This window comes from Acinetobacter sp. YH12145, assembly GCF_013418335.1.
Lineage (GTDB): Bacteria > Pseudomonadota > Gammaproteobacteria > Pseudomonadales > Moraxellaceae > Acinetobacter > Acinetobacter amyesii.
Window position 1 is genome coordinate 190,058 of the sequence record NZ_VPCE01000003.1, and the last position, 23,852, is coordinate 213,909.

Genomic DNA, 23,852 nt, shown 5'->3' on the forward strand with positions numbered 1-23,852 from the left:
AGCATGTTGGTCAGTCTAAAAAAACTCTGAACAACATGCAAGTTAAAGGCAATTTATTCTGATTGCTTTTGGTTAAGCTTTAGATTGACTACTTTGAGCTTCGCATTCGCGGCGCACATCTTCAATGATTTTAAGTTCTTCCTGACTAAAAGGTTGTTCATTAAGCTGTTGCTTTTTGAACGTTGGGTCAAGGAGAGACAAACGCTGACACAAATTATTCATACGTTTTTCATTGTGCTGAATACGATCTAACAATACACGCATACCTTCTAACATCGGGTCAGTTTGGTCTTGGGTTGCAGCATAAGGCTGGAAACCAATACTTTCTGCATAGTCGCGACGACGTGTTTCCGCTTCATCTTTTGGTTTATCTTTGGTGATAAAGCGTGCTGGATTGCCCACAGCAGTAGTATTTGCAGGAACTTCCTTAGTCACGACGGCATTTGAACCGACTTTGGCATTTTTACCCACCGTAAATGGGCCCAAGATCTTTGCACCAGCGCCAACCACTACACCATCTTCCAAAGTTGGGTGACGTTTGCCTTTGTTCCAAGTCGTGCCACCTAAGGTCACACCATGGTAGAGGGTGACATCATCACCAATTTCAGCTGTTTCACCAATCACCACACCCATACCGTGGTCAATGAAGAAACGACGACCGATTTTCGCACCCGGATGAATCTCAATGCCTGTGGCAAAGCGGCTAAAAGAAGACAATAAGCGGGCTGAGCCTTTACACTCTTTTTTCCAAAGTTCATGTGCCATACGATGCATGATCAAGGCATGAATTCCTGGATAAGTCGTTAAGACTTCGAGTGTATTTCGTGCAGCAGGATCGCGCGCGAATACAGCCTGTATATCTTCTTTGAGCTGCTTAAGCATTAGATTGATCCTCATTGTCTGTAGATTTTTTCCATGTTCCGTTATTTAAAGCCTGTACTCGGCTAAAGATGCCACGTAATAAGTGGTATTCCATACGATCTAATTGTATACGTCCAAATAGGCGGCGCAAGCGTAAAGGTAATAATCTTGGATTTTTTGGATCCATAAATTCAATCTCTGCCAGCATTTTTTCAATATGCGGGTAGAACTGTTCCATCATTTCATGGGTCACCAAAGGTTCGTCCCATTCCATATCGATGTCATCGGTAACATGCATATTGGCATCAGGATTTGCAGTTAACTCAGTATGTGCAAGGGCGGCCATGCGCATTTCATAGCAAATGACTTGAATCGCTTGGGCAACGTTTAAGACGCCATATTCAGTATTTACTGGAATAGTGACGTGATAATTGGCCATTGCCAATTCTTCATTGGTCAAACCACGGTCTTCACGGCCAAACACCACGGCAATTTCTTGCTGTTGTTCACAGACCGCTTTGAGAGACATTTCGGCAGCAGGGCGAGCGTCGAGTAATGGCCATGGGATGGTACGACTACGCGCACTAGTACCAAAGACAATATGACAATCTTTAATGGCATCTTCTAATGATTCAACGATTTCAATTTGATCAATTAAATCGACAGCACCGGCAGCCAAAGCATTAATGTCAGGATGCGGGTGAGTCTTCGGTGCAACTAAGACCAACTTTGAAAGTCCCATGGTTTTCATGGCACGTAATGCACTACCAATATTTGCGGGTAATGTTGTATTCACCATGACAATACGCACATGAGAGAGATGTGCTGAAACCGCAGCATTGTCAGTTTGATTCATGATATTTCCAATATGTTTATTTAAAAAAGCAGTTCAAACAGCGTTTAAACTTTAAGAAAATTGATTGGCTTCTGCTTGGTATAAATCCATGGCATCATCCATGCTCATCCCATCTGGCGGTGGCGGAACCTGCGCAGGAATAGAGGCTTGTTCATAACTTACCGCTTTGGCAGCTTTGGATTTGACATGATATTCGACATGCAAAGATTCTTTGCCGAAGTAGTCACGCAGCTTAGACAGTAATTCATCTAGTGGGGCAACTTTCCAGTTTAAGCCCAAATGAATGTCGGCCGTCGCATATGGATAGTCAATATATAACTGCACAGGGATATGCGTACACATATCGACATTGCAAAAAGGCAGTAAAATATTTTGGATATCGCGTGATAGCGTTTTACTAAAATGTTCAGGTGTTAATTTAATTTGAATGGCATTGGCACGTTTTTGACGGATTTCATTCAAACTGAAGGCTTTAGTTAAGCGACCCATTGGCCGATCAAAACCTTCACGTTCGTAAATTTCACCTTCAATGACCACCACTTTTTCGTTTTGAATCACATCTTTGAAGCGGTTAAAACGTTCGTGATTCGCAGACACTTCTATACGTGCAGTACCATCATCGAGCGTCACCATCATGCGGTTCGGGAAGTTGGCAATATCGACGACTAGGCCTGCAAATACTGTAGTGACACCACGTCGTGTAGGCGTAAGCTCATTAATGCGCTGTGAAATAAAGGCTTTTAGCTCTGATCGATACACATCGATCGGATGACCTGTTAGATAAAGCCCAAGAGTATCTTTTTCACCTTTAAGACGAACTTCATCTGACCACGGTTTAACAGGTTTAGAAGGTTTACGTTGAACTTCTTCAACTTCACCAAATAAATCCATCATCCCTGTTTCGCGGTTTGTACGGGCTTGGTCAGCCGCTTGTACAGCTTCTGGCAATTGCGCCATCAAGTCAGCGCGTTCTAATCCTAAACAATCCAATGCGCCACCACGAATCAATGCTTCAAGCGTGCGCTTATTGATTTTTTTTAGGTCAATACGATGACAGAAGTCAAACAAATCTTTATATGGGCCATCTTGGATACGTGAGTCAATCACAGACTGCATGGCAGCTTCACCGACACCCTTGATCGCACCTAAACCATATACGATGGTTTTTGGATCGCTGGCATGGAAATTATATAAAGACATATTGACCGAAGGTGGCAAGACTTCAAGACCATTAATACGACAGTCATCGATCAAGAACACCACGTTATCGGTATTCTGCATTTCCGAGGTCATCACTGCTGACATAAATTCAGCAGGGAAATGTGCTTTTAACCAAGCGGTTTGATATGCAACAAGGGCGTAGGCTGCGGCATGGGATTTGTTAAAACCATAGCCTGCGAATTTTTCCATATAATCGAAGATATGGTTGGCCGTATCTGCATCAATACCTTTGGTTGCAGCACCTTCAGTAAAGATCTGACGGTGCTTAATCATTTCTTCGACTTTCTTTTTACCCATGGCACGACGAAGTAAATCCGCGCCACCCAAGCTATAGCCAGCACAGAACTGCGCTGCCTGCATTACCTGTTCCTGATACACCATAATGCCGTATGTCGGTTCAAGGACACTTTCTAGTAATGGATGTAAGTATTCAAACTCGCCACCATGCATACGGTAAATAAAGTCAGGAATCAGATCCATCGGGCCTGGACGATATAAAGACACGAAAGCAATAATTTCTTCGAACTTACTTGGACGTGCCTCTTTCAGCATTTTTTTCATGCCGACGGATTCAAACTGGAAGACCGCTGTGGTATTTGCATCTGCGAACACAGCATAGGCAGGTTTGTCATCCAAAGGAATCAAGGAAATGTCGACAGGTGTAGTGATATCTGGACGGGCATTAATGTGCTTAATGGCATCTTCAATTACCGTTAAGTTACGTAAGCCCAAGAAGTCGAATTTAACTAGACCTGCAGCTTCCACATCGTCTTTATCGAATTGGGCTACACGGTTAGTTCCATCTGCATCACATAGGACAGCCGAATAGTCAGTTAACTTAGTTGGTGCAATAACCACACCACCGGCATGTTTACCTGTGTTACGGGTAATGCCTTCAAGTTTGAGTGCCATTTCCCAAATTTCGGCTGCATCGTCGTTATCTGGGTTAGATGGATTAGTGACAATGTCTTTGAGTTGTGGTTCGGCCTCAATGGATTCTTCCAAACTTAAACCTAAAGGCTTGGTCGGAATCATTTTAGAAATACGGTCAGCCAAACCATAAGATTTACCCAAGACACGGGCTACGTCACGAATTGCACCTTTTGCCGCCATGGTACCGAAAGTTGCAATCTGAGAGACCGCATCTCGACCATAAGTGCGTGCAACATAGTCAATAACACGGTCACGACCTGCAATACAGAAATCGACGTCAAAGTCGGGCATTGATACACGTTCAGGGTTTAAGAAACGTTCGAACAGTAGGTCATAACGCAGTGGGTCTAGGTCAGTAATTTTTAAACTATAGGCAACCAAGGAACCTGCACCCGAACCACGGCCTGGACCAACAGGGACGCCATTACCTTTAGACCATTGAATAAAGTCCATGACAATTAGGAAATAACCTGGGAATTGCATGGTCAGGATGATCCCAACTTCATAAGCCAAACGTTCATCATAAGGCTTACGAATTTCTGGCCAGTCGTCACCACGTTGTTCGACAGGGTACAAATGCGCTAAACGTTCTTCTAAACCTTCTTTTGATAAATGTTCAAAATAGGTGTCAATTGTATGACCTTCAGGAATTGGATAATCGGGAAGGTCATGGAAGCCTAAACGTAATGACACATTACAGCGTCGTGCAATGTGATAGGTATTTTCTATAGCCGTTGGAATGTCTGCAAACAGCTCCGTCATTTCCTCGGCAGTTTTAAAATACTGTTCAGGACTGTAATTTTTAGGGCGACGATTGTCACCGAGGACATAGCCATCGGCAATACAAACGCGTGCTTCATGTGCCTCGAAATCTTCTTTACGTATAAAATGCACATCGTTATGAGCAACCACACCAATGTTAAATTTCTTCGCAAGTTTTACTGCTTCGTGAATAAAGTCTTCTTCACCCGAGCGCTCAGTTCGTGTAATCGCTAGATAAACACGATTGCCAAATTTTTCGACCCATTCAGCTAACAGTGGTTCAGCTTTTTGCGGGTTGGAAGAGCAAAGCATTTTGCCGACATCACTTTGCATACCCAGTAAAACAATCAAGTCTTGGTGTTGATTTAAAATCCAATCTTTTTTTACGCAAGGAATATCAAGCTGTTGACCAGAAATATAACCTTCAGAAACCAACTCTGTTAGACTGCGCCAACCTTTATTGGTCATCGCTAGAAGAGTAGCTTTGTGTTCAGCATCATTCAAACGAATGGTTGAACCAAATATGGGTTTAATGCCTTTATCTAAGCACTTTTTATAGAATTTTACAGCAGCATGTAGATTTGAAAGGTCAGTAATGGCCAGAGCGGGCATTTCATCTGCAGCTGCAGCTTTTACAAGATCAGGTATACGTACAATAGATTCAGTAATGGAAAATTCTGTAAAAATACCAAGATGTACAAAGTGCATAGATGAGTCCCTGCGAAAACAGCTGATGATTTTAGCATGCTCTGAGATCAAACTTGCGTTTATTGCATGGCTTTATGCAGATTTATAAATTCACTGTTTAAGCAATAAACGCTGTATGACAAGCACCATTTAGCAAGCAATACCTTGATTCACTGAAAAGGCAGGTAATTTGCCATTTTTAAAGTTGAAGGCTAGATTGCCAATATAGGGTAAATCATAGTTATGCGGCTCTTTCAGTACGGATTTTGCATGAGTCGGTGAGAGTAAAATCACATATGCAACTTCATTTGGATTGGCTAATTTTGCACTTTTGGGAAAGTCTTTTACAAATTGTTGATAGTTATATTGGCTTGTCAGATGTTTTGACCCAATTTGAATTTTATCGCGTATTTGAGTGGATTTATGCCATTCCATCCAAACATCCCCTTTGGTCTGTCCAAGTTGGGCGAAGCTGCTTTTATTTTTATAGAATGAATCATTCTTAACTTGAGGATTGTCCTCTGCATAAATTTCAAATTTTAGAAATTTACCTTTTGATGTGACATGAAATTCAGTATTGCCGGTACATTCTGAATATTCATATTTAAGCTTTACTGGATTTTTGCTGATTAATGCATTTGCTTTTGATGCAGGCAAGGGTCAGGCTAAGTCAACATCATTTACCTTAATACTAGTGACATAGTCATAATCAGCAATGGATGCAGATGCTGCTGAAGTGATCAATATCTCAGTTGTGAAAAAAGTTAAGCGGAAAATTTGTGCTGGCAGTGTAGTTTCCATAGGGAATATAAAATCCTGTTCTTTTGATGTTTTGTCGTAATTCAAGTTTTTGGAAACGTAATATTGAAGGTTATATTTTAAATTTTATGGTGTTGCTAATTTGCCGTCAAAGTAATTTAGGGTCAAAGAAATCTTGGTTTTAGTTCTGCATTAAAAACTAAATTTTAAACACTAAAAAGCCCTCCGAGGAGAGCTTAAATATATGAATTATGCAGGCTTAGCGCAGTTTTGATAACCAGTCCCCCAGACTTTGAACAATTTGTACTAAAATCAACAATACAATGACGGTCATGATGACCACGCTACTATCAAAACGTTGATAACCATAAGAAATGGCAAGATCACCGATACCGCCTGCACCTACTGCACCCGCCATGGCTGTTGCACCAATTAAGCTAATGGTTGCAGTCGTTAAGTTTAAAATTAAAGAGCTACGAGACTCTGGTAGGACAAATTTAGTAATGATTTGCAGCGGAGATGCACCCATCGCTTGAGCAGACTCAATGATGCCGTCATTCACTTCAAGCAACGAAGTTTCAATCAAACGACCAATGTAAGGACCAACATAGATTGTGAGAGGAACAATTGCAGCCCAAGTACCAATTGAAGTACCCACAATGACTTTGGTCAAAGGGATGACCGCAATCAGGAGGATAATAAATGGCAATGAACGCAGCGCATTCACAATCGGGTTCAAACCATGGTAGATGACACGGTTAGGCAAAATGCCTTGTGGACGTGAGACATATAAAATCACGGCCTGGATAAAACCCCAAATACAGCCAAAGAGCATGGCAAAGAACACCATGTGAAAAGTTTCTTGTAGGGCAGTGACGAACTGATCCATAGACAAAGAACTTTTCCAAAAGGGTGCTGTAATTTGAGTCAGCCATTGAACAATTAAATCTCTCATTGCTGAACTCCTGCTTGAGTGACTTCAACGCCATGTTGTTCTAAGAACGCCACCGCTTGTTGAATCAATGCTGCATCACCTAATAGCTGAACGAACATTTGTCCAATCACCGCACCATTAATTTCAGTCATATTGGCAAACAAAATATTCAGGCTAATATCAAACTGTTTAATTACCGCTTGAATGACGGTTTCCTGTGCCGAACTGCCCAGAAATTTTAAACAATAAATACTGTTATGGTTTTGATTTTCTAGATTATTTAAAATATTAACAGGAAGCTGTTGCTGCAATACAGTTTGAATAAAGTTTTTGGTTGTATTGTGTTTTGGCTGACTAAAAATCTCTAAGGTTGAGCCGTGTTCGATGATTTTCCCTTGTTCCATCACCGCAACATAATCACAAACAGATTCAATCACATCCATTTCATGGGTGACCATCACAATAGTAATGCCTTGTTCTTGATTGATTTTCTTTAATAACGCCAATACCGATTTGGTAGTTTGCGGATCGAGAGCTGATGTTGCTTCATCACACAGTAAAATTTTAGGATGATTGGCAAGCGCACGGGCAATCCCGACACGTTGTTTTTGACCACCAGAGAGCTCATCTGGATAGGCATTTTTCTTATGTTTTAAGTCAATAAATTCGAGCAACTCTTCTAAACGTTTATGGCGTTCAGCTTTAGAAACACCTAAAAGTTTAAGCGGCATTTCAATATTTTCTGCAACAGTTTTGGTTTGCAGTAAATTGAAGTGCTGGAAGATCATGCCAATATTGGTTCTTTCTTGACGTAGCTCTGCCGAATTTAAAGCAGTAAAGTCTTTATCATGAATAATAATTTGCCCTTCACTAGGACGTTCTAGCAAATTAATTAAACGGATTAAGGTACTTTTGCCTGCACCACTGTAGCCAATTAGACCGAAAATACAGCCATCTGGAATGTCCAGATTAATCTGATCCAGTGCTGTAACGGTTTGGCCTTTTAGCTCAAAATGCTTGGAGATATTTTTAAATTGGATCATAGCGTCAAAAAAGGGTTCAAAAATGAAAAAACAGGCAAAGTAAACTTTGCCTGTTTATTTGAAGAAATTATATTACTATTTTGCTTCAGTGAGGTAGCTAGTTGGTTTGTTTACATCAATTTTAGTACCACCAAAATGTTCATCGATGTAAGCTTTAACTGCTGGAGTGTGATAAAGCGCGCCTACTTTTTGTAGAACTGGGTCATTTTGACGGTCAGCAGCAACAGCAAGAATGTTCACGTTCATTTTTGTACTTTGGTCGATTGGCTCATAGTAAACCGCATCTTTCAGTACGTTTAAACCACCTTCCATCGCAAGGGTATTACCCAAAACAATCGCATCAACTTCGTCTTTAACACGAACCGCAGTCGCCATTTGAATTGGTTTGATTACGATTTTCTTCGCATTTTCAGTTACGTCAGCAGGTGTACCTTTTACATCGTCAAAATCAGCTTTAAGTTTGATTAAGCCAGCAGATTGAAGTAGTAACAATGCACGTGATTCGTTTGCGCCATCATTTGGAATCGCGATTGTTGCACCTGTTTTGAACTCTTCAAGTTTTTTGACTTTGCTTGAATAGATACCCATTGGCTCTAAATAAGTAGTCGAAAGCGGTGCGATTTTATCTTTATTGTTGTCATTAAACGCAACCATATAGGCATATGACTGGAATGCATTAACATCAATTTCTTTGTTCGCTACAGCAGTGTTCATAGACACATAGTCAGTAAAGTTTTTCACTTCAAGTTTAATGCCAGCTTCTTTGGTTTCAGGAAGCGTAGCAATATAGCGCCAAATATCAGCATCTGAACCAGTCGAAGCCATGGTAACAGTTTGCACTTCTGTAGTGTCTTTTTGTTGTGCGGCGTCAGTTGCAGGAGCTTCTTGTTTACCACAGCCTGAAAGGCCAACAGATAAACCGAGAACTAATCCTAGGAGCTTTTTCATATATTCACCCGAGTAAATTTATAAAATTAATAAATTCACAAATCATATTATGGAGAGATTTACTTAAGTCTTTTATCAGACAGGCTGATAGATGCTTAATAATTTAAAATGCTACACAGACTTATACAATTAGATCTGAGTCTATTTCCAAATGGGAAAAGATAGCCATTGCAAGCTGCTGTAAACAAAAGATTTAATAAAGCAAATCTCTATATTTCGCTAGGCATCATATCAATTTTTTATTATTCAATATAGTGATTTAAAAAGTTATGCTTAGCACCAAAATTGTATATGGAATATGTTTAATTAAATAATTTAATAAGTAAAAACAATATATTATTTATAATTAAACTATTTCAGTACATCATATATATAAGTTTAGGTCTATATAACAAATTTTAAAATGTATTGCTGAAAAAATGATAAAAATGAAATAAGTCCTGTCATACACAAAATTTGTAACATTCATATGTGAAAATAACGAAGTGCTCCAATCTAATCTGCATTGAAATCTTTATTGATACATTTACAGTTCAACTCTGATTCATGGTTTTTCAAAATCTTAGATCTAAATCTGAGGAAGATTGAATCCGCTACATTGTTTAATATAAGCTGCTTTATAATTGATCATAATAAATTGCTATGTGCGGCACGCTATGTTAAATCAGTTTGATTTCGTCTCAATTGTAAAAAGCCTACAGTACATTATGGCGGTAGATCGGTGAGCCATGTTTTAAAAGTGGAAGATGGTAGTCAAAAAACCATCGGTGTATTTTTACCTTCAGAGCAACCCATGACGTTTGAGGCGCATGTGAAAGAACGTGTTGAAATCACATCGGGGTAGTGTGTTGTGCAAATTGGGGAGCAGGGCGAGTTTGTTCAATATACGTCTGGCGAAAGCTTTATTGTTCCACAAGATTCTATTTTTAAAGTGCAATGTACTGATGTCGTTGATTATGTATGCCATTTTGATTAAGCATGCTCAGACAGGTTTACAGTTGCTTTAGCATTGTGACTTATGATTTTTACTTCCAAAGCCATAGTAATTGATATGTTTAGAGTTTAAACCCCGCACTTAGCAGGGTATTTTATATGATTCAATGAATGATTTAGCTTTCTTATACGAAATCCTACGGTAACTATATTTAAAGTATTTAACATCACCTATAACCACTGTTTGGCAGAGTTAATGTGCTTTGGTTTTGCCGTGAATAATTATTGAATTAGCAAAATGGAATGTGCAAATAATCACTGCGCTGAATTTCATAGAGTACATGACGGTTTAATGGATGATCCGCTGGTACAAGCGGATGATTGAACTCGTGGACTTTTTGCATGCCAATGCGCTGCATCACACGTTCTGATGGTGTGTTCAAACTTGCAGTGAAGGAAATAACTTTATCTAATCTTAAGTTTCTAAAAGCATGTTTGAGTACAGCTTTTGCTCCTTCGGTGGCATAGCCTTGATGCCAGTATTGCGGCAGTAAGCGCCAACCAATTTCTGGTGCATCGGCCATTTCAAACTCAGGGGGATGTACATGTAAGCCGATAAAACCAATAAATTCGCCTGTGGCTTTCAACTCAACGGCATATAAACCCCAACCGCGTGTTTCGATTGCATCACGTAGGCGTTGCATAAATGCAGTGGCTTCGGAAGCATCAAGTTTGTTAGGGAAATAGCGCATGACGCCATCATCTGCACACAAGTGGATGAATGGAGCAGTGTCGGAGTCTTGCCATTGGCGGAGGATAAGGCGAGGGGTTGTTATTATGATCATTCTAAATAAATTGAATTGAAAGTTGCTAATTCGAAGATAATATTAAATATGGAAATTAGAGTATAAGTGTTTTTATTACATTATTGCCTCCTTTTTTATTATGAATTATAGAGATATAAAATTATGAACGCAAAAGTCATGATGTGTAATCAAAAAAAGAATATTTATAATTTAAGTTTCGAAAATTATTGTTCATTAGCTAATCCTACAGATTTACAGTGTAAAGATACCGAGAAAGCTTTTTACAATGTACAAGAGCTCTTAAGGATCAGAGAGTGGAGTGCATTAGTTGGGGATAGGTATAGTTGGTATTTCATTGAAAGTTTAGTAAAACTTAGAAAGAAGAAGGAGTTTATATCTGAAATAATAAATGAAATAGAATATTTAGAAGATTCTGTTAATAAAAAAACATCGACAAAAATCCAAACTCAATTTAAATATGAGCCGCTACTAGGTCTTTGGCATAAACATTATCACATAGGTAATTTTGACAATATTAATCACCTAATAATAAAACCTCTTTTAAAAACAAAAAAATGGAATAGAGTCAAACAGGAGTTGAGAGTTCGTGAAAAGCAGATTGGAAGTAATGCTAGAAATGTTAAAATGGTCATTTCAGTTTTGAAAAAATTCACAATTGATGAATATGATAGGAAATTAAATAATAGTGAATTAACAGGTGAATGGATAATTTATCACGAATATAAAGGTCAGAAATATTATCTAGGATTATGGCATCACCAAGATGATGAAATGGCAATTGCTAACCATATTATTAAAATTTTTAATGATGAATTTCCTGAATTTGCATATCAATTACCTATATTTAGTTAAAAAAACCCCGCACTTAGCGGGGTTTTTATTCTTAAATCTAATTAAGCATTTTCACGTGCAATTGCGCGGTAACCAATATCTTTACGGTATTGAACGCCGTCAAACGTTACTTTTTGGCACAGCTCTAATGCTTTCGCTTGCGCTTCGCCAATCGTGTTGCCTAACGCAGTCACACAAAGAACACGACCACCTGCAGTCACAATGTCACCATTCTCAAGTGCTTTAGTACCTGCATGGAATACTTTCGCATCTGCCATTTCTGTGTCTAAGCCAGAAATTACATCGCCATTGCTAGACGTTTCTGGGTAGCCCTTAGACGCAAGTACGATCCCTACAGTCTTACGCTCATCCCATTCAGCTTCCGCAGGTAAATTGCCTGCAATACCTGCTTCAACGAGGTCAACTAAAGATGACTTTAAACGCATCATAATTGGCTGAGTTTCAGGGTCGCCAAAACGACAGTTGAACTCGATCACTTTTGGTTGACCTTGTTCATCAATCATTAAGCCTGCGTATAAGAAACCTGTATAAACGTGACCGTCTTTTTTCATACCTTCAACGGTAGGACGCATCACTTCATTCATGGTTTTTTCAAATACATCAGCTGTCACAACAGGAGCAGGAGAGTAAGCACCCATACCACCCGTGTTTGGACCTTGGTCGCCTTCAAAGATACGTTTGTGATCTTGTGAAGTCGCCATCGGCAAGATGTTGTCGCCATCAATCATACAAATGAAAGATGCTTCTTCACCCGCAAGGAATTCTTCAATCACCACACGTGAGCCAGCATCACCAAATTTGTTGCCTGCAAGCATGTCATCAATTGCATCAAATGCTTCTTGATTGGTCATGGCAACGATTACGCCTTTACCTGAAGCAAGACCATCAGCCTTAATTACAATTGGCGCACCATTTTTTTCTACAAATGCTTTCGCTGCATCTACTTCTGTGAACACGTCATAGAAAGCAGTTGGAATATTGTGGCGTTTTAAGAAGTGCTTGGCAAATGCTTTAGAACCTTCAAGCTGCGCAGCAAATTGAGTAGGACCCCAAATTTTTACACCCGCTTCACGGCAAGCATCTACAACGCCATTTACAAGCGGTGCTTCAGGACCAACCACGATTAAATCAACGGCATTGTTTTTTGCAAAGTCGATAATCGCTGCATTGTCCAAAATGTTAAGCGCAACATTTTCGCATTTATTTTCAGTTGCAGAACCTGCATTGCCCGGTGCTACAAATACTTTTGCGACTTTGTCATCTTGTGCGATTTTCCATGCCAATGCATGTTCACGACCGCCATTACCCAAAACTAAAATATTCATCGGTTCATACTCCATGAATCGAAAATGACATAAAGTCCTCAACCTGAAAGCAGGAGAGGACTTTATGCAAGATTAGAAATCTAATGTATTAAGCAAAAGACTGTGCTTAATTGTCATGATCAAGTCGCCAACTTAGTGACGGAAGTGACGCATGCCAGTGAAGACCATTGCAATACCCGCTTCATCAGCAGCAGCAATCGTTTCTTCATCACGCATAGAACCACCCGGTTGGATAATGCATTTGATACCCGCTTTCGCAGCGTTATCAATACCATCACGGAATGGGAAGAATGCATCAGATGCCATAACAGCGCCTTCAACCACTAAACCAGCATGTTCAGCTTTGATTGCAGCAATACGAGCAGAGTTCACGCGGCTCATTTGACCTGCGCCGACACCAATCGTTTGACGGCCTTTCGCATAAACAATCGCGTTAGATTTAACGTATTTCGCAACTTTCCAAGCGAAGATCAAGTCATCAATTTCTGCTTCAGTTGGTGCACGCTTAGTCACAACTTTAAGGTCATCTTTAGTGATCATACCTAAGTCTTGGTCTTGAACCAATAGACCGCCATTTACACGTTTGTAGTCAAGCTGTGCTTTACGCTCAGTGATCGCAGGAAGCTCGCCGCATACAAGTACACGTACGTTTTTCTTCGCGCCAGTCACTTCAAGCACGCCTTCAGCAACGCTAGGAGCAATGATTACTTCAACGAATTGACGGTCAACAATGGCTTGAGCAGTTGCAACGTCTAATTCACGGTTGAATGCAATGATACCGCCGAATGCAGATTCAGGGTCAGTTGCGTACGCAAGGTCATAAGCAGCTTGGATGCCATCTAAAGATACTGCAACGCCACATGGGTTTGCGTGCTTAACGATTACACAAGCAGGTTTAGCGAATGATTTTACACATTCTAGTGCTGCGTCAGTATCTGCGATGTTGTTATAAGATAATTCTTTACCTTGTAACTGTTTTGCAGTTGAAACAGATGCTTCAGTCGCTGTGTCTTCTACATAGAAAGCAGCAGATTGATGCGGGTTTTCACCGTAACGTAAGTCTTGAACTTTGTTCAATTGAGTATTGAAAGTACGCGCAAATTTATCTGCTTGACCTTCTTCCTTACCTACGCGAGCGCCTAAGTAAGATGCAATCATGCCGTCATACTGTGCAGTATGTTCAAATGCTTTAACCGCAAGGTCAAAACGAGTTGCATGTGATAATGCGCCTTCAGCTTTTAACTCTTCAACAACAGTTCCATAGTCAGATGCATTTACTACGATACCTACAGATGCATGGTTTTTCGCAGCAGCACGAACCATAGTCGGACCACCGATATCGATGTTTTCAATCGCATCAGCAAGTGAACAGTTTGGTTTTGCAACAGTTGCAGCAAACGGATAAAGGTTAACAACAACTAAATCGATTGCATCGATGTTGTGTTCAGCCATCACAGCTTCGTCTAGACCGCGACGAGCTAAGATACCACCATGAATTTTCGGATGTAGCGTTTTTACACGGCCGTCCATCATCTCTGGGAAACCTGTGTGCTCTGAAACTTCAACTACGGCAACATTATTGTCTTTCAACAATTTGTATGTTCCGCCAGTAGATAAAATTTCTACCCCTAGAGCAGCAAGTTCTTGTGCAAATTCAACAATTCCAGTCTTGTCAGACACAGAGATTAAAGCGCGTTTAATAGTCATGATCTTCGTCACAGTTTTCAAGGAACAGATTAAAACAAAATTAGCAAAATGCAGGTTAAAAAAAATGCCTGCGGAAGCCGCAAGCATTTTATCATTTATTCACTCATTAAACCGTGAGCTTTCAACTTTTTACGTAAAGTACCACGGTTTAAGCCGAGAATCTCAGCAGCACGGGTTTGATTACCACGTGTATATTCAAGAACTACAGATAGAAGAGGCTTCTCCATTTCCGCCAGCACCATATCGTATACCTGAGATGGTTGCTCGCCTTGCAATTGTGCAAAGTAATGGCGAACTGCGCGATCTACGTGAATACGAAGAGCGACATCAGATTGTGCAGTAAAAATAGGAGATTTGCTATTCATGCGAATTAATCCGAAAAATCAAATATCACTTGGGTAAAGTGATTTGTTAAAAGTGGTCTATAAACTTGAATGAACTCCGTTTTAGTTCCTAATGCGGAGTTCTAAAACTTGTACATTACTTGTAGCTTGACACAACTCGCAAAATTGTTCGAAAAATAAGCGTAACAATAGATTAATAATTGTTACAGCCTAAAAAACAAACAAAAAATCTACTCAATACGCAATAAATATTAAAGCGCACGGTTGGGATTGTATTTGTTGTGAAAAATTAGCGAGGAGTTTGCAGCACAAAGCTTTCGTGGCGCGTATCATACCATTGTCTAGGAAAAAGTGAGCAAGAAAACTGCATTTTTTTTATGTTTTTTTTACTTTTTTAATAGTTTTTTCCAATATTAGGGGCGAATCAACTCAATTGAATAATTATCGAAGCTTTTGCGTGCAATTGGTAGACTAAATTGGAATTTAAAAGGACTACTTTTTGGGATCCGTTGGATGCCATGCAGACTTTTGTCCAAATACTCTTCAGGTAAAAGCGTATAGTTTGCTATTTCAGTACCATTTTCTTTTAGTGAAATTTTCATATTGGGTAAGGCAAGGCTACGGTCATGAAAATTGATCATTTCACCTGTAAAACGTGTTTCATTATTTCCAATGCTACGAATTTTGACTTTTTTGGTACTAATTAAACTGTAATGTTCCTCTAGACGTGAACAATTGAATACATCACAGACCGCAGTAAATGCAGCACCCATCACTGGACTATTTTTTAAATATTGAGGATTGAACCAGAAAAACTGGAATATAAGTGCACCAAATAAGAAAGCATTAATACAGAACCACATAAAATAATTCAGTGGTGTACGTTTTTTATCTTTTTCAGCCTGTTCTGCCCAATTTACAGCAGGCAGGTTGCCGATCGGTTCGGTGCTGAAATAATTTAAGTTATTTAAATAAGTTTTTAGATCGATATTAGAGTTTTCGACTTTTTGATCAAATAGTTTTAATAAATGGTGGGTTGGTGTTTCTTCAATAGTCACTGGTGTAAGCGTATTATTAAATTCGCTGACATTAATAATAGTATTGGAGTTTTTCTGCGGTGCATTTTCTTGCTCAGGGGGAGAAAAAGACAACGCTTTATCTACCACCAAATGAGACAGTGCATTAAAAGATGTAGAGCACTTTGGGCAACAAACCATGCCCTGAGCGACAGTAAGCTGCGGAACAGTTACTTTATATGTTGTAAAACAAGTTGGGCAGTTAGTTAATTTGTCGCTCATAAGTACACATTTTAAATTTTAATACTGTTGGCGTTTACCCGAAATTCGGCACCATGTTTCGTCACGTTTTTCTACGTCTAATATATCAAAAAATTCAGAATAAACACTAGAAACATCAGAAACTTGCTCTTCAATTACACCTGCAAGTGCGAACTCGCCCTCAGATTTAATTAAAGTTGAGAATTCTGCAGCCAAGGCCATTAGAGGGCCTGCAAGAATATTAGCAACAAACACATCGGCTTTTTGTCCAGCAAGCTCTTGGTTGAACTCTTCAGGTAGGCCTACATACAAATTCTCGAGCACACCATTCAATTCGGCATTTTGTTGTGTTGCTAAAACCGCTTGTGGGTCAATATCAGTGGCATAAACTTTTTTTGCACCCAAAAGTAAAGCGGCAACACCTAAAATACCAGAACCACAACCGTAGTCGATTACGATTTTATCCTTTAGATCAACTTTACCTAACCATTGTAGGCATAAGAATGTTGATGCATGGTTGCCAGTACCAAATGCCAGACCTGGGTCTAGTTTGATGTTTACGGCGTCTGCTTCTGGCGCTTCCATCCATTCTGGTACGATCCAGTATTTTTCACCAATTTGGATAGGCTCGTAAGCATCCATCCATGTGCGTTCCCATTCTTGGTCTTCAATGAATTCGCTACGCATTGGCGCATCAGGAAGTTGAGCTTTAATAAATGTTTCTAATGCTGCAACATCAATTTCTTCATCATCTTCTTGTGCATATATACCAGTTACGATCACTTTATTCCAAAGTGGTGTTTCACCTGGAAGTGGTTCAAGTAAATCCTGATTTTCTGCATCATCTAGCGTGACACTGACTGCACCTAAAGAACTGAGCAGCGTTTCAGTGTAATCAACTTGAGCTTTTTCAACAGTAATATGAATTTGTAACCACTTCACGGACATAACCTAAATGAGTTTTATAAAAAGCTATTGTAACGGAACTCGGCAACTTGCAGCTAGCGATTATCAAAATTGACAAAAAATAAAAGGATGCACGTGGCATCCTTTTAACTTTTCAGTGCCTTAACTTTTAATTGTTTCGGTTGTCGTTGTCGAGATTGGTGCAAAACGTGTAATTAGGAAGCCAAATACAGCGGCAAAGATGTACATAAAGATTGAATATACTGCCGCAGGCATTGCAACTGCAGAGCTGGCCATCACTGTTAAGGCAATGGTCATGGCCAACGTGCTGTTATGAATCCCGATTTCAAATGCACATGCACGTGCCTGAGCACTATTGATACCGAAAAGTCGCGGAACAAAATAACCGATACATAAGCTGAAGATGCAGAATAGAACCGTTGCTAAGCCAACTTGAGTTAGATAAGCCGCAATATTTTGTCGTTCAGAGTAAATAGCACCGATAATAATTAAGATGAGAAAGACCACAGCAAAGATACGGAGTGGTTTATGCAGTTTCTCAGTCAGTTTAGGTGCATAGTGACGAAGCAGCATGCCTATACCGACAGGGATGATAATGATGCCGAAAACTTGGAGGATTTTTCCAAACTGCAGACTGATTTGTTGCCCTTCTTGCATGAAGTGCATGATCGAAAAATTCACGATCAATGGAAGGGTTAATGCTGCAATGACAGAGTTGATGGCAGTCAGGGTAATATTTAATGCCAAATCACCTTTAAATAAATAACTAAATAAGTTAGCTGTACTACCACCGGGTGAGGCTGCGAGTAGCATCAAGCCGACTGCAAGGAGTGGTGGCAAGGCCAGCAGTTTACATAATAAAAAGGCAACGCCGACAAGTAACACGAGTTGGCAGAATAAAGCGATTAACACGGCTTTAGGATGTTTGGTGACACGTGCGAAATCTTTGGGGGTAAGTTCTAGCCCAAGCCCGATCATAATAAAGGCCAGTGCTAATGGCAAAAGAACCGTAATAATTCCAGAATCCATCGTATTTATTCTCCTTGAGCATATTTAATGGTTTTTCACCAAAGTCCTTATGGTGATTGCGTTAGAAAAAATAGTTTATGTTTTCACTTGTTGAATCAGGTGGCTGCCACGGCGCGTCAAAATAAAACCAAATAAGGTCGCCAATAAATACATAAAAATAGAATAAACACCGGCAGGTATCGCCACTGTGGTGTTTTCAAGCACACTCAGTGCGATAGTTAACGCGATACTGGTGTTATGAATGCCGATCTCAAAGGTACACGCACGTGCCTGCTTTTCCGGTACACCTGCGAGGAATGGAATTAAGTAACCCAAAAATAAGCCACTGAAACAGAGTAAACAGGTCGCAATGCCGACGCTGGCAAAATACGTAATGATGTTGGATTGTTCACGCAAAACTGCGAGTGTAAAGATAAGAATTAATAAGAAAATAGACAACATTCGCATCGGTTTGTTGATGTGATACGCAATGGTCGGAAAGGAGTTGCGAATAAACATACCGAAACATACCGGTATCAAAATAATCAGAAATACATGGGTGATCTTGTCGATAGGCATACCAATGCTAGTGCTTTCACCAACAAAATGCAAAATGGATAGGTTGACGATAAAAGGCAGTGTAAAGCACGAAACAACTGAGTTGATGGCTGTTAAGCTAATGTTTAATGCAACGTCACCTTTATATAGGTAGCTAAAAAGGTTAGCAGTGGGGCCGCCGGGTGAAGCCGCAAGCAACATGAGCCCGACCGCGAGTAAAGGGGGTAACTCAAGCAACTTACACAGGAAAAAAGCAATACTGGTCAGTAGAATAAGCTGAGTAAATAAAGCGATGAAAATAACTTTTGGATAGCGTCCAACGCGTAAAAAGTCTTTGACTGATAGTTCAAGCCCCAAACCCATCATCATGATGGCTAAAGCAATGGGCAGAAAAAATGCAAATAATCCCGAATCCATGGAATTTCCTGATATTTTTATCCTTATAGTATTTTTTGAGTTTATCTCAGTTTAATAAATAAGCAATAAATAAAAGCGAGTAAAAACTGATGTTTTACCCGCTTTATTTTTGATCTGTTAATTGGTCGATATTTTCATTGACAACTGTTTATTTAGGACGAGGGGGAGTGAACCCTAAAGCACATTTTCCTTTAATTTCTTGTCCATTAATCGTTGCAGTAGTTGCTTTTGCATCTGCACTACATGTGCTTAATAATTCGGCTTCTTCGCCATGAAGATTTGCATTTTTGGAAGAGCTAAAAAATTGTGGTTCGCAGGTACCATTCCAGATAATACCGCGATAGGCAAATGATACTTGAGCGCCTTGGCTTTTACCTTTACAGACTTGTTGATATCGCTGTGCATCATACACTTTCTCAACTTTATCATTGGCTGAGGCAGCAAATGGTGATAAACATAAACCGCATAAAACCGTGGATAGCAAAATATTCTTATTCATGCTTATGGTCCTTATGATTCTCATGGGATCTATAACAGAATAAAAAATCATCAGAATAAAACAACAATCTTCGAGTAACATTTGCTTGAGAAATGTATATTTTTATGTGGAATATGCAAAGTATGTATGTTCATAAAGAAATATATAGGCATAAAACAGTAGCCAATAACAATAAAATCGAGTTAATCAGTCAACTTATCGGTGAATTTTTGCTATAATCTTCCGTCATCCTTTTTTAATCTCCTTTACCACTATGCATTATCCTAAAGTTTACGATGTCATTGTTATCGGCGGCGGTCACGCGGGTACTGAGGCAGCTCTTGCTGCGGCACGTATGGGTCGACAGACTTTACTCTTAACTCATAATATTGAGACTTTAGGGCAGATGAGCTGTAATCCAGCCATTGGTGGTATTGGTAAATCACATTTAGTACGTGAAATTGATGCGCTTGGCGGTGCAATGGCATTGGCTGCCGACAAAGGTGGTATTCAATTCCGTATTTTAAACTCACGTAAAGGTGCGGCTGTTCGTGCGACTCGCGCACAGGCTGACCGTATTCGTTATAAAGCTGCGATTCGTGAAACCTTAGAAAATCAAGCGAACTTGGATATTTTCCAACAAGCAGCTGACGACTTAATCGTTGAGGGCGATACTGTAAAAGGTGTGGTTACTCAGATGGGTATTCGCTTTGATGCGAAAACTGTTGTATTGACTACAGGTACATTCTTGGGTGGTGTAATCCACGTAGGTCTAAATAATGCGTCAGGCGGTCGTGCGGGCGATCCTCCTTCAATTTCATTGGCTGCGCGCCTTCGTGAATTGAACTTACCTGTAGGTCGTTTAAAAACAGGTACACCGCCACGTATCGATGCACGATCAGTTGATTTCTCTGTGATGACGCCACAGCCGGGTGATTTCCCATCTCCGACTATGTCGTTCATGGGTGATGCATCGATGCATCCTGAGCAAATCAATTGCTATATCACACATACCAATGAAAAAACTCACGATATCATTCGTGGCGGCTTAGACCGTTCACCAATGTATACCGGTGTGATTGAAGGTGTGGGTCCACGTTACTGCCCATCGATTGAAGATAAAATTCATAAATTTGCCGATAAAGATTCGCATCAAGTGTTCTTGGAACCCGAAGGTTTGGACACACATGAGCTTTATCCAAACGGTATTTCGACTTCTTTACCATTCGACGTTCAATTTGAATTGGTTCGCTCGATTCGTGGTATGGAAAATGCGCACATTTTGCGTCCAGGTTATGCGATTGAGTACGATTATTTCAATCCACAATCATTGAAATTCTCTTTAGAAACCAAATCGATTAATAACCTGTATTTTGCAGGTCAAATTAACGGTACAACGGGTTATGAAGAAGCGGGTGCGCAAGGTTTGCTTGCAGGCTTAAACGCAGCACGTCGTGCATGGGATCAAGAGCAATGGACACCAAAACGTGATGAAGCGTACATGGGCGTGTTGGTTGATGACTTGATTACTCTCGGTACTAAAGAACCATACCGTATGTTCACGTCACGTGCGGAATACCGATTGATGTTGCGTGAAGATAATGCAGATCAGCGTTTAACAGCAATTGGCCGTGAAATGGGTCTTGTGGATGATGCGCGTTGGGATTCGTTCTGCCAAAAAATGGAAGCAGTTGAAACTGAAAAAGGTCGTTTACAACACCTTTGGGCAGCGCCAAACAATCCACTAGGCAAAAAATTCGTTGAAATGACTGGTGATGACCTGTCTAAAGAAACCAATGCGATCGATTTGCTCAAACGTCCAAATATCAACTTTGCGCAAATTGCTGAATTGACTGGTTCAGAAGTTTCAGCATTTGTTGGAGAGCAAATTGAAATTGCTGTGAAATATGCGGGTTATATTAACCGTCAGCAAGAAGACGTTGCGCAAATGAAACGTTTGGAAGATACACGTATTCCTGCTGATTTTGATTACGATGTAGTTTCTGGTCTTTCACGTGAAATCACCATGAAGCTGAAAAATGTATTGCCTGAAACATTGGCACAAGCAAGTCGTATTCCAGGTGTAACACCTGCGGCTGTTCAATTGGTGATGATTACGATTCGTAAGAATAACCAAGCGAAAAAATCTGCATAAGATTTTGAGTTAAATAAAAAACCCGCTCAGTTGCGGGTTTTTTTATTGCTTAAAAATTATTGGCTGTTGGTATTTGATCGGATTAAATGAATATTTTGATCATCATTAGTTTTAGCTATGGTTTGATTATTAAAATCTTTCATAAACCTAAGTGATTGATAATTAATTATAAATACAAAAAATAAGATCTAAAAACTATTGATATACAAAGTTTTAGGTCTTAATGGTGGGCTTTTGGTCGTGTGAATTCCGACCTTTGTAGTGGTATTTATTCTACCCAATAAAGCCGAAACTTCAGGGCATGGCGTACAAGTGGGTTTACGCTACATGAGTGGAGTTCGATTATGGCAAATCAACAATCGGGAAAAATGCAAAAATTTCTAACGGTATTTTTGTGTTTCTGGGTAGCATTTTTTGAAGGTTTTGACCTGCAAGCGCCCGGTATCGCAGCAAAAGGAATCGCAGCGACATTTTCCTTAGATCAAGTGCAAATGGGCTATGTGTTTAGCTTGGGTGTATTTGGTATGTTATTTGGCGCGTTCTTTGGGGGGCGTGTCGCTGACTATTTGGGACAGAAGAAAGTCCTGATGCTGTCGATTTTTATCTTCGGTGTATTTATGTCGATCACGGCAGTTGCACCAAGTATTGAAATTTTATATATCGCACGATTCTTTACAGGTTTAGGTTTGGGTGCTGCGATGCCAACGATGATCTCGGTGGTGGGTGATGAAGCGACGGATGCTAACCGTGGGCGCTTAAATAGTTTGATGTACTGTGGCTTACCCGTAGGTGCAATCTTTGTTGCTGGCTTGGGTATTGTCTTTAAAGATATCTCATGGCATACACTATTTTTAATTGGTGGTTTAACGCCTTTAATCTTGATTCCATTCATGGCGATTATCTTAAAAGATAAGCGTACAGAAAAAGTTCAGGCAGAAACCAAGGAAACGGTTCCACCGATGGGGCAAATCCTTTTTGCTGAACAGCGTTATAAGTATACATTGCCGCTTTGGCTGAGTTTCTTCTTTACCTTAATGGTGAACTATATTCTGATCAGTTGGTTGCCTAACTTGCTTATGGAACAAGGGTTGGAAAAGCAACAAGCTTTTATGATCATGTTGATGTTCCAAGTGGGCGCAGTGATTGGTACGCTGGGTTTAGGCTACTTGCTGGATCGCCTAAAATTATGGCAAATGGCAGTGATTATCTATTCAGGTTTGTTTGTGGCATTGTTTGTGCTGTTTACAACAAATTCCATTCCTGTACTCATTGCTGCAGGCATCATGGGCGGAATTTTCTCTACAGGTGGTCAATCGATTTTGTATGGGATCTCTCCAATTTTCTATACACCAGCTGGGAAAGTGACAGGTGTGGGAAGTGCAATTTCATGGGGACGTTTGGGTGCAATGACAGGTCCATTACTTACAGGCAAGATTTTGGCGCTAGGTCTAGGAACGACAGGTATTTTAATTGCAAGTGCGCCGGGTATTGCTTTGTCGGCTATCGCAGTGGCTGCATTATCTGCCTATAAGTCATCCCTTAAGAAATAATCGAAATCAGTCAAATTTAAAGGAGCTACGGCTCCTTTTTTATTGAATAAATATCTTTAGCTGAAACTAAGTTTTGTTAGAATAAATCTAATATTTATGAATAAATTTACTTCTATGTCTTATCAATTGATCGAACTTGATATTTCTCCTTCAGATAACATTCAGTGTCCACATTGCCAGCAGCAAGTGATTGATTGGTCAGAAGAGCAGTATGTGCAGCCATGTGAGCATGTGCTGTTTATTGCAATGGATATTGGTTTTGAGTTTATTACCGATGAATTTGAGCAAACCATGCAGCATACAGTCGATGACTTGCATGCTAATGATGATCAGTATCATATGTTTACTGAAATTACCGCCTCAAGTTTCCCTGAGTTTCTGATTTATAAGTCTGATTTAGGGGTGGAAGGTTATTCACGTTATGTCGGCTTTACGGCATAAAATATTGCTAAAAAATCTCAAAATAAAAAAGCCAGTCAAGTGACTGGCT

20 protein-coding genes and 1 pseudogene are annotated in these 23,852 nt (G+C 39.9%); 5 read left to right on the forward strand and 16 right to left on the reverse strand.

Going from position 1 to position 23,852, the window contains the following annotated elements:
- Positions 1-72: 72 nt before the first annotated feature.
- From cysE to FTU80_RS03785, 7 genes are all read right to left on the reverse strand, one after another.
- Positions 73-882 carry a serine O-acetyltransferase gene (gene cysE / locus FTU80_RS03755; protein ID WP_111883774.1) on the reverse strand — a complete coding sequence of 270 codons (810 nt, stop codon included), beginning with the start codon at positions 880-882 and terminating at the stop codon, positions 73-75.
- Positions 875-1,717, reverse strand: a complete 843-nt coding sequence (locus FTU80_RS03760) for an RNA methyltransferase (protein WP_180084290.1) — start codon at positions 1,715-1,717, stop codon at positions 875-877. The genes cysE and FTU80_RS03760 overlap by 8 nt, the downstream gene beginning before the upstream one ends.
- A gap of 51 nt (positions 1,718-1,768) precedes the next feature.
- Positions 1,769-5,341: a DNA polymerase III subunit alpha gene (gene dnaE, locus FTU80_RS03765; protein WP_180084291.1), complete on the reverse strand. Its 3,573-nt coding sequence runs from the start codon at positions 5,339-5,341 to the stop codon at positions 1,769-1,771.
- Between the two features lie 129 nt (positions 5,342-5,470).
- Positions 5,471-5,977 carry a hypothetical protein gene (locus FTU80_RS03770; protein ID WP_257221418.1) on the reverse strand — a complete coding sequence of 169 codons (507 nt, stop codon included), beginning with the start codon at positions 5,975-5,977 and terminating at the stop codon, positions 5,471-5,473.
- A gap of 361 nt (positions 5,978-6,338) precedes the next feature.
- Positions 6,339-7,034 carry a methionine ABC transporter permease gene (locus tag FTU80_RS03775; RefSeq protein WP_078188742.1) on the reverse strand — a complete coding sequence of 232 codons (696 nt, stop codon included), beginning with the start codon at positions 7,032-7,034 and terminating at the stop codon, positions 6,339-6,341.
- Complete coding sequence (locus FTU80_RS03780) at positions 7,031-8,056, reverse strand: methionine ABC transporter ATP-binding protein (protein WP_180084292.1); 1,026 nt, start codon at positions 8,054-8,056, stop codon at positions 7,031-7,033. The genes FTU80_RS03775 and FTU80_RS03780 overlap by 4 nt, the downstream gene beginning before the upstream one ends.
- 75 nt (positions 8,057-8,131) lie before the next feature.
- On the reverse strand, positions 8,132-9,004 hold the full coding sequence (locus FTU80_RS03785; RefSeq protein WP_180084293.1) for a MetQ/NlpA family ABC transporter substrate-binding protein: 873 nt from the start codon (positions 9,002-9,004) through the stop codon (positions 8,132-8,134).
- A gap of 656 nt (positions 9,005-9,660) precedes the next feature.
- On the opposite strand from FTU80_RS03785, the pseudogene FTU80_RS03790 reads away from it, so the two are divergent.
- Positions 9,661-9,980, forward strand: a pseudogene (locus FTU80_RS03790) (pyrimidine/purine nucleoside phosphorylase).
- 247 nt (positions 9,981-10,227) lie between these two features.
- On the opposite strand, the gene FTU80_RS03795 reads toward FTU80_RS03790, so the two are convergent.
- Complete coding sequence (locus FTU80_RS03795) at positions 10,228-10,782, reverse strand: GNAT family N-acetyltransferase (protein WP_180084294.1); 555 nt, start codon at positions 10,780-10,782, stop codon at positions 10,228-10,230.
- A gap of 123 nt (positions 10,783-10,905) precedes the next feature.
- Here FTU80_RS03795 and FTU80_RS03800 point away from each other — a divergent pair, with 123 nt between their 5' ends.
- The gene (locus FTU80_RS03800) at positions 10,906-11,616 is read left to right on the forward strand and encodes a hypothetical protein (protein WP_180084295.1); all 711 of its coding nucleotides are present in this window, start codon (positions 10,906-10,908) and stop codon (positions 11,614-11,616) included.
- A gap of 41 nt (positions 11,617-11,657) precedes the next feature.
- On the opposite strand, the gene purD is transcribed toward FTU80_RS03800, so the two are convergent.
- The 8 genes from purD to FTU80_RS03840 all read right to left on the reverse strand — a co-directional run bounded on the left by purD (position 11,658) and on the right by FTU80_RS03840 (position 19,678).
- Entirely contained in the window at positions 11,658-12,941 is a 1,284-nt protein-coding gene (purD, locus tag FTU80_RS03805) for a phosphoribosylamine--glycine ligase (RefSeq protein ID WP_180084296.1), read from the reverse strand.
- A 132-nt stretch (positions 12,942-13,073) separates the two neighbouring features.
- Positions 13,074-14,648: a bifunctional phosphoribosylaminoimidazolecarboxamide formyltransferase/IMP cyclohydrolase gene (purH, locus tag FTU80_RS03810; RefSeq protein WP_180041125.1), complete on the reverse strand. Its 1,575-nt coding sequence runs from the start codon at positions 14,646-14,648 to the stop codon at positions 13,074-13,076.
- 95 nt (positions 14,649-14,743) lie between these two features.
- Positions 14,744-15,013 carry a DNA-binding transcriptional regulator Fis gene (gene fis, locus FTU80_RS03815; protein WP_001086304.1) on the reverse strand — a complete coding sequence of 90 codons (270 nt, stop codon included), beginning with the start codon at positions 15,011-15,013 and terminating at the stop codon, positions 14,744-14,746.
- A gap of 392 nt (positions 15,014-15,405) precedes the next feature.
- A complete protein-coding gene (locus FTU80_RS03820) occupies positions 15,406-16,290 on the reverse strand; it encodes a DUF3426 domain-containing protein (protein ID WP_180084297.1) in 885 nt (294 codons plus the stop codon).
- 18 nt (positions 16,291-16,308) lie between these two features.
- Positions 16,309-17,211 (reverse strand): 50S ribosomal protein L11 methyltransferase, encoded by a 903-nt coding sequence (prmA, locus tag FTU80_RS03825; protein ID WP_180021694.1) that lies wholly within the window; start codon positions 17,209-17,211, stop codon positions 16,309-16,311.
- Between the two features lie 126 nt (positions 17,212-17,337).
- On the reverse strand, positions 17,338-18,225 hold the full coding sequence (locus FTU80_RS03830) for a bile acid:sodium symporter family protein (protein ID WP_180084298.1): 888 nt from the start codon (positions 18,223-18,225) through the stop codon (positions 17,338-17,340).
- Positions 18,226-18,300: 75 nt separating this feature from the next.
- The gene (locus tag FTU80_RS03835) at positions 18,301-19,179 is read right to left on the reverse strand and encodes a bile acid:sodium symporter family protein (RefSeq protein WP_078188732.1); all 879 of its coding nucleotides are present in this window, start codon (positions 19,177-19,179) and stop codon (positions 18,301-18,303) included.
- A 148-nt stretch (positions 19,180-19,327) separates the two neighbouring features.
- A complete protein-coding gene (locus tag FTU80_RS03840; RefSeq protein WP_180084299.1) occupies positions 19,328-19,678 on the reverse strand; it encodes a hypothetical protein in 351 nt (116 codons plus the stop codon).
- 253 nt (positions 19,679-19,931) lie between these two features.
- Between FTU80_RS03840 and mnmG the strand changes: the two genes are divergently transcribed.
- From mnmG to FTU80_RS03855, 3 genes are all read left to right on the forward strand, one after another.
- Positions 19,932-21,812 (forward strand): tRNA uridine-5-carboxymethylaminomethyl(34) synthesis enzyme MnmG, encoded by a 1,881-nt coding sequence (mnmG, locus tag FTU80_RS03845; protein WP_180003879.1) that lies wholly within the window; start codon positions 19,932-19,934, stop codon positions 21,810-21,812.
- 344 nt (positions 21,813-22,156) lie between these two features.
- Positions 22,157-23,362: a 3-(3-hydroxy-phenyl)propionate transporter MhpT gene (gene mhpT, locus FTU80_RS03850; RefSeq protein WP_180010134.1), complete on the forward strand. Its 1,206-nt coding sequence runs from the start codon at positions 22,157-22,159 to the stop codon at positions 23,360-23,362.
- Positions 23,363-23,476: 114 nt separating this feature from the next.
- Positions 23,477-23,803 (forward strand): hypothetical protein, encoded by a 327-nt coding sequence (locus FTU80_RS03855; protein WP_078193710.1) that lies wholly within the window; start codon positions 23,477-23,479, stop codon positions 23,801-23,803.
- Positions 23,804-23,852: the final 49 nt, after the last annotated feature.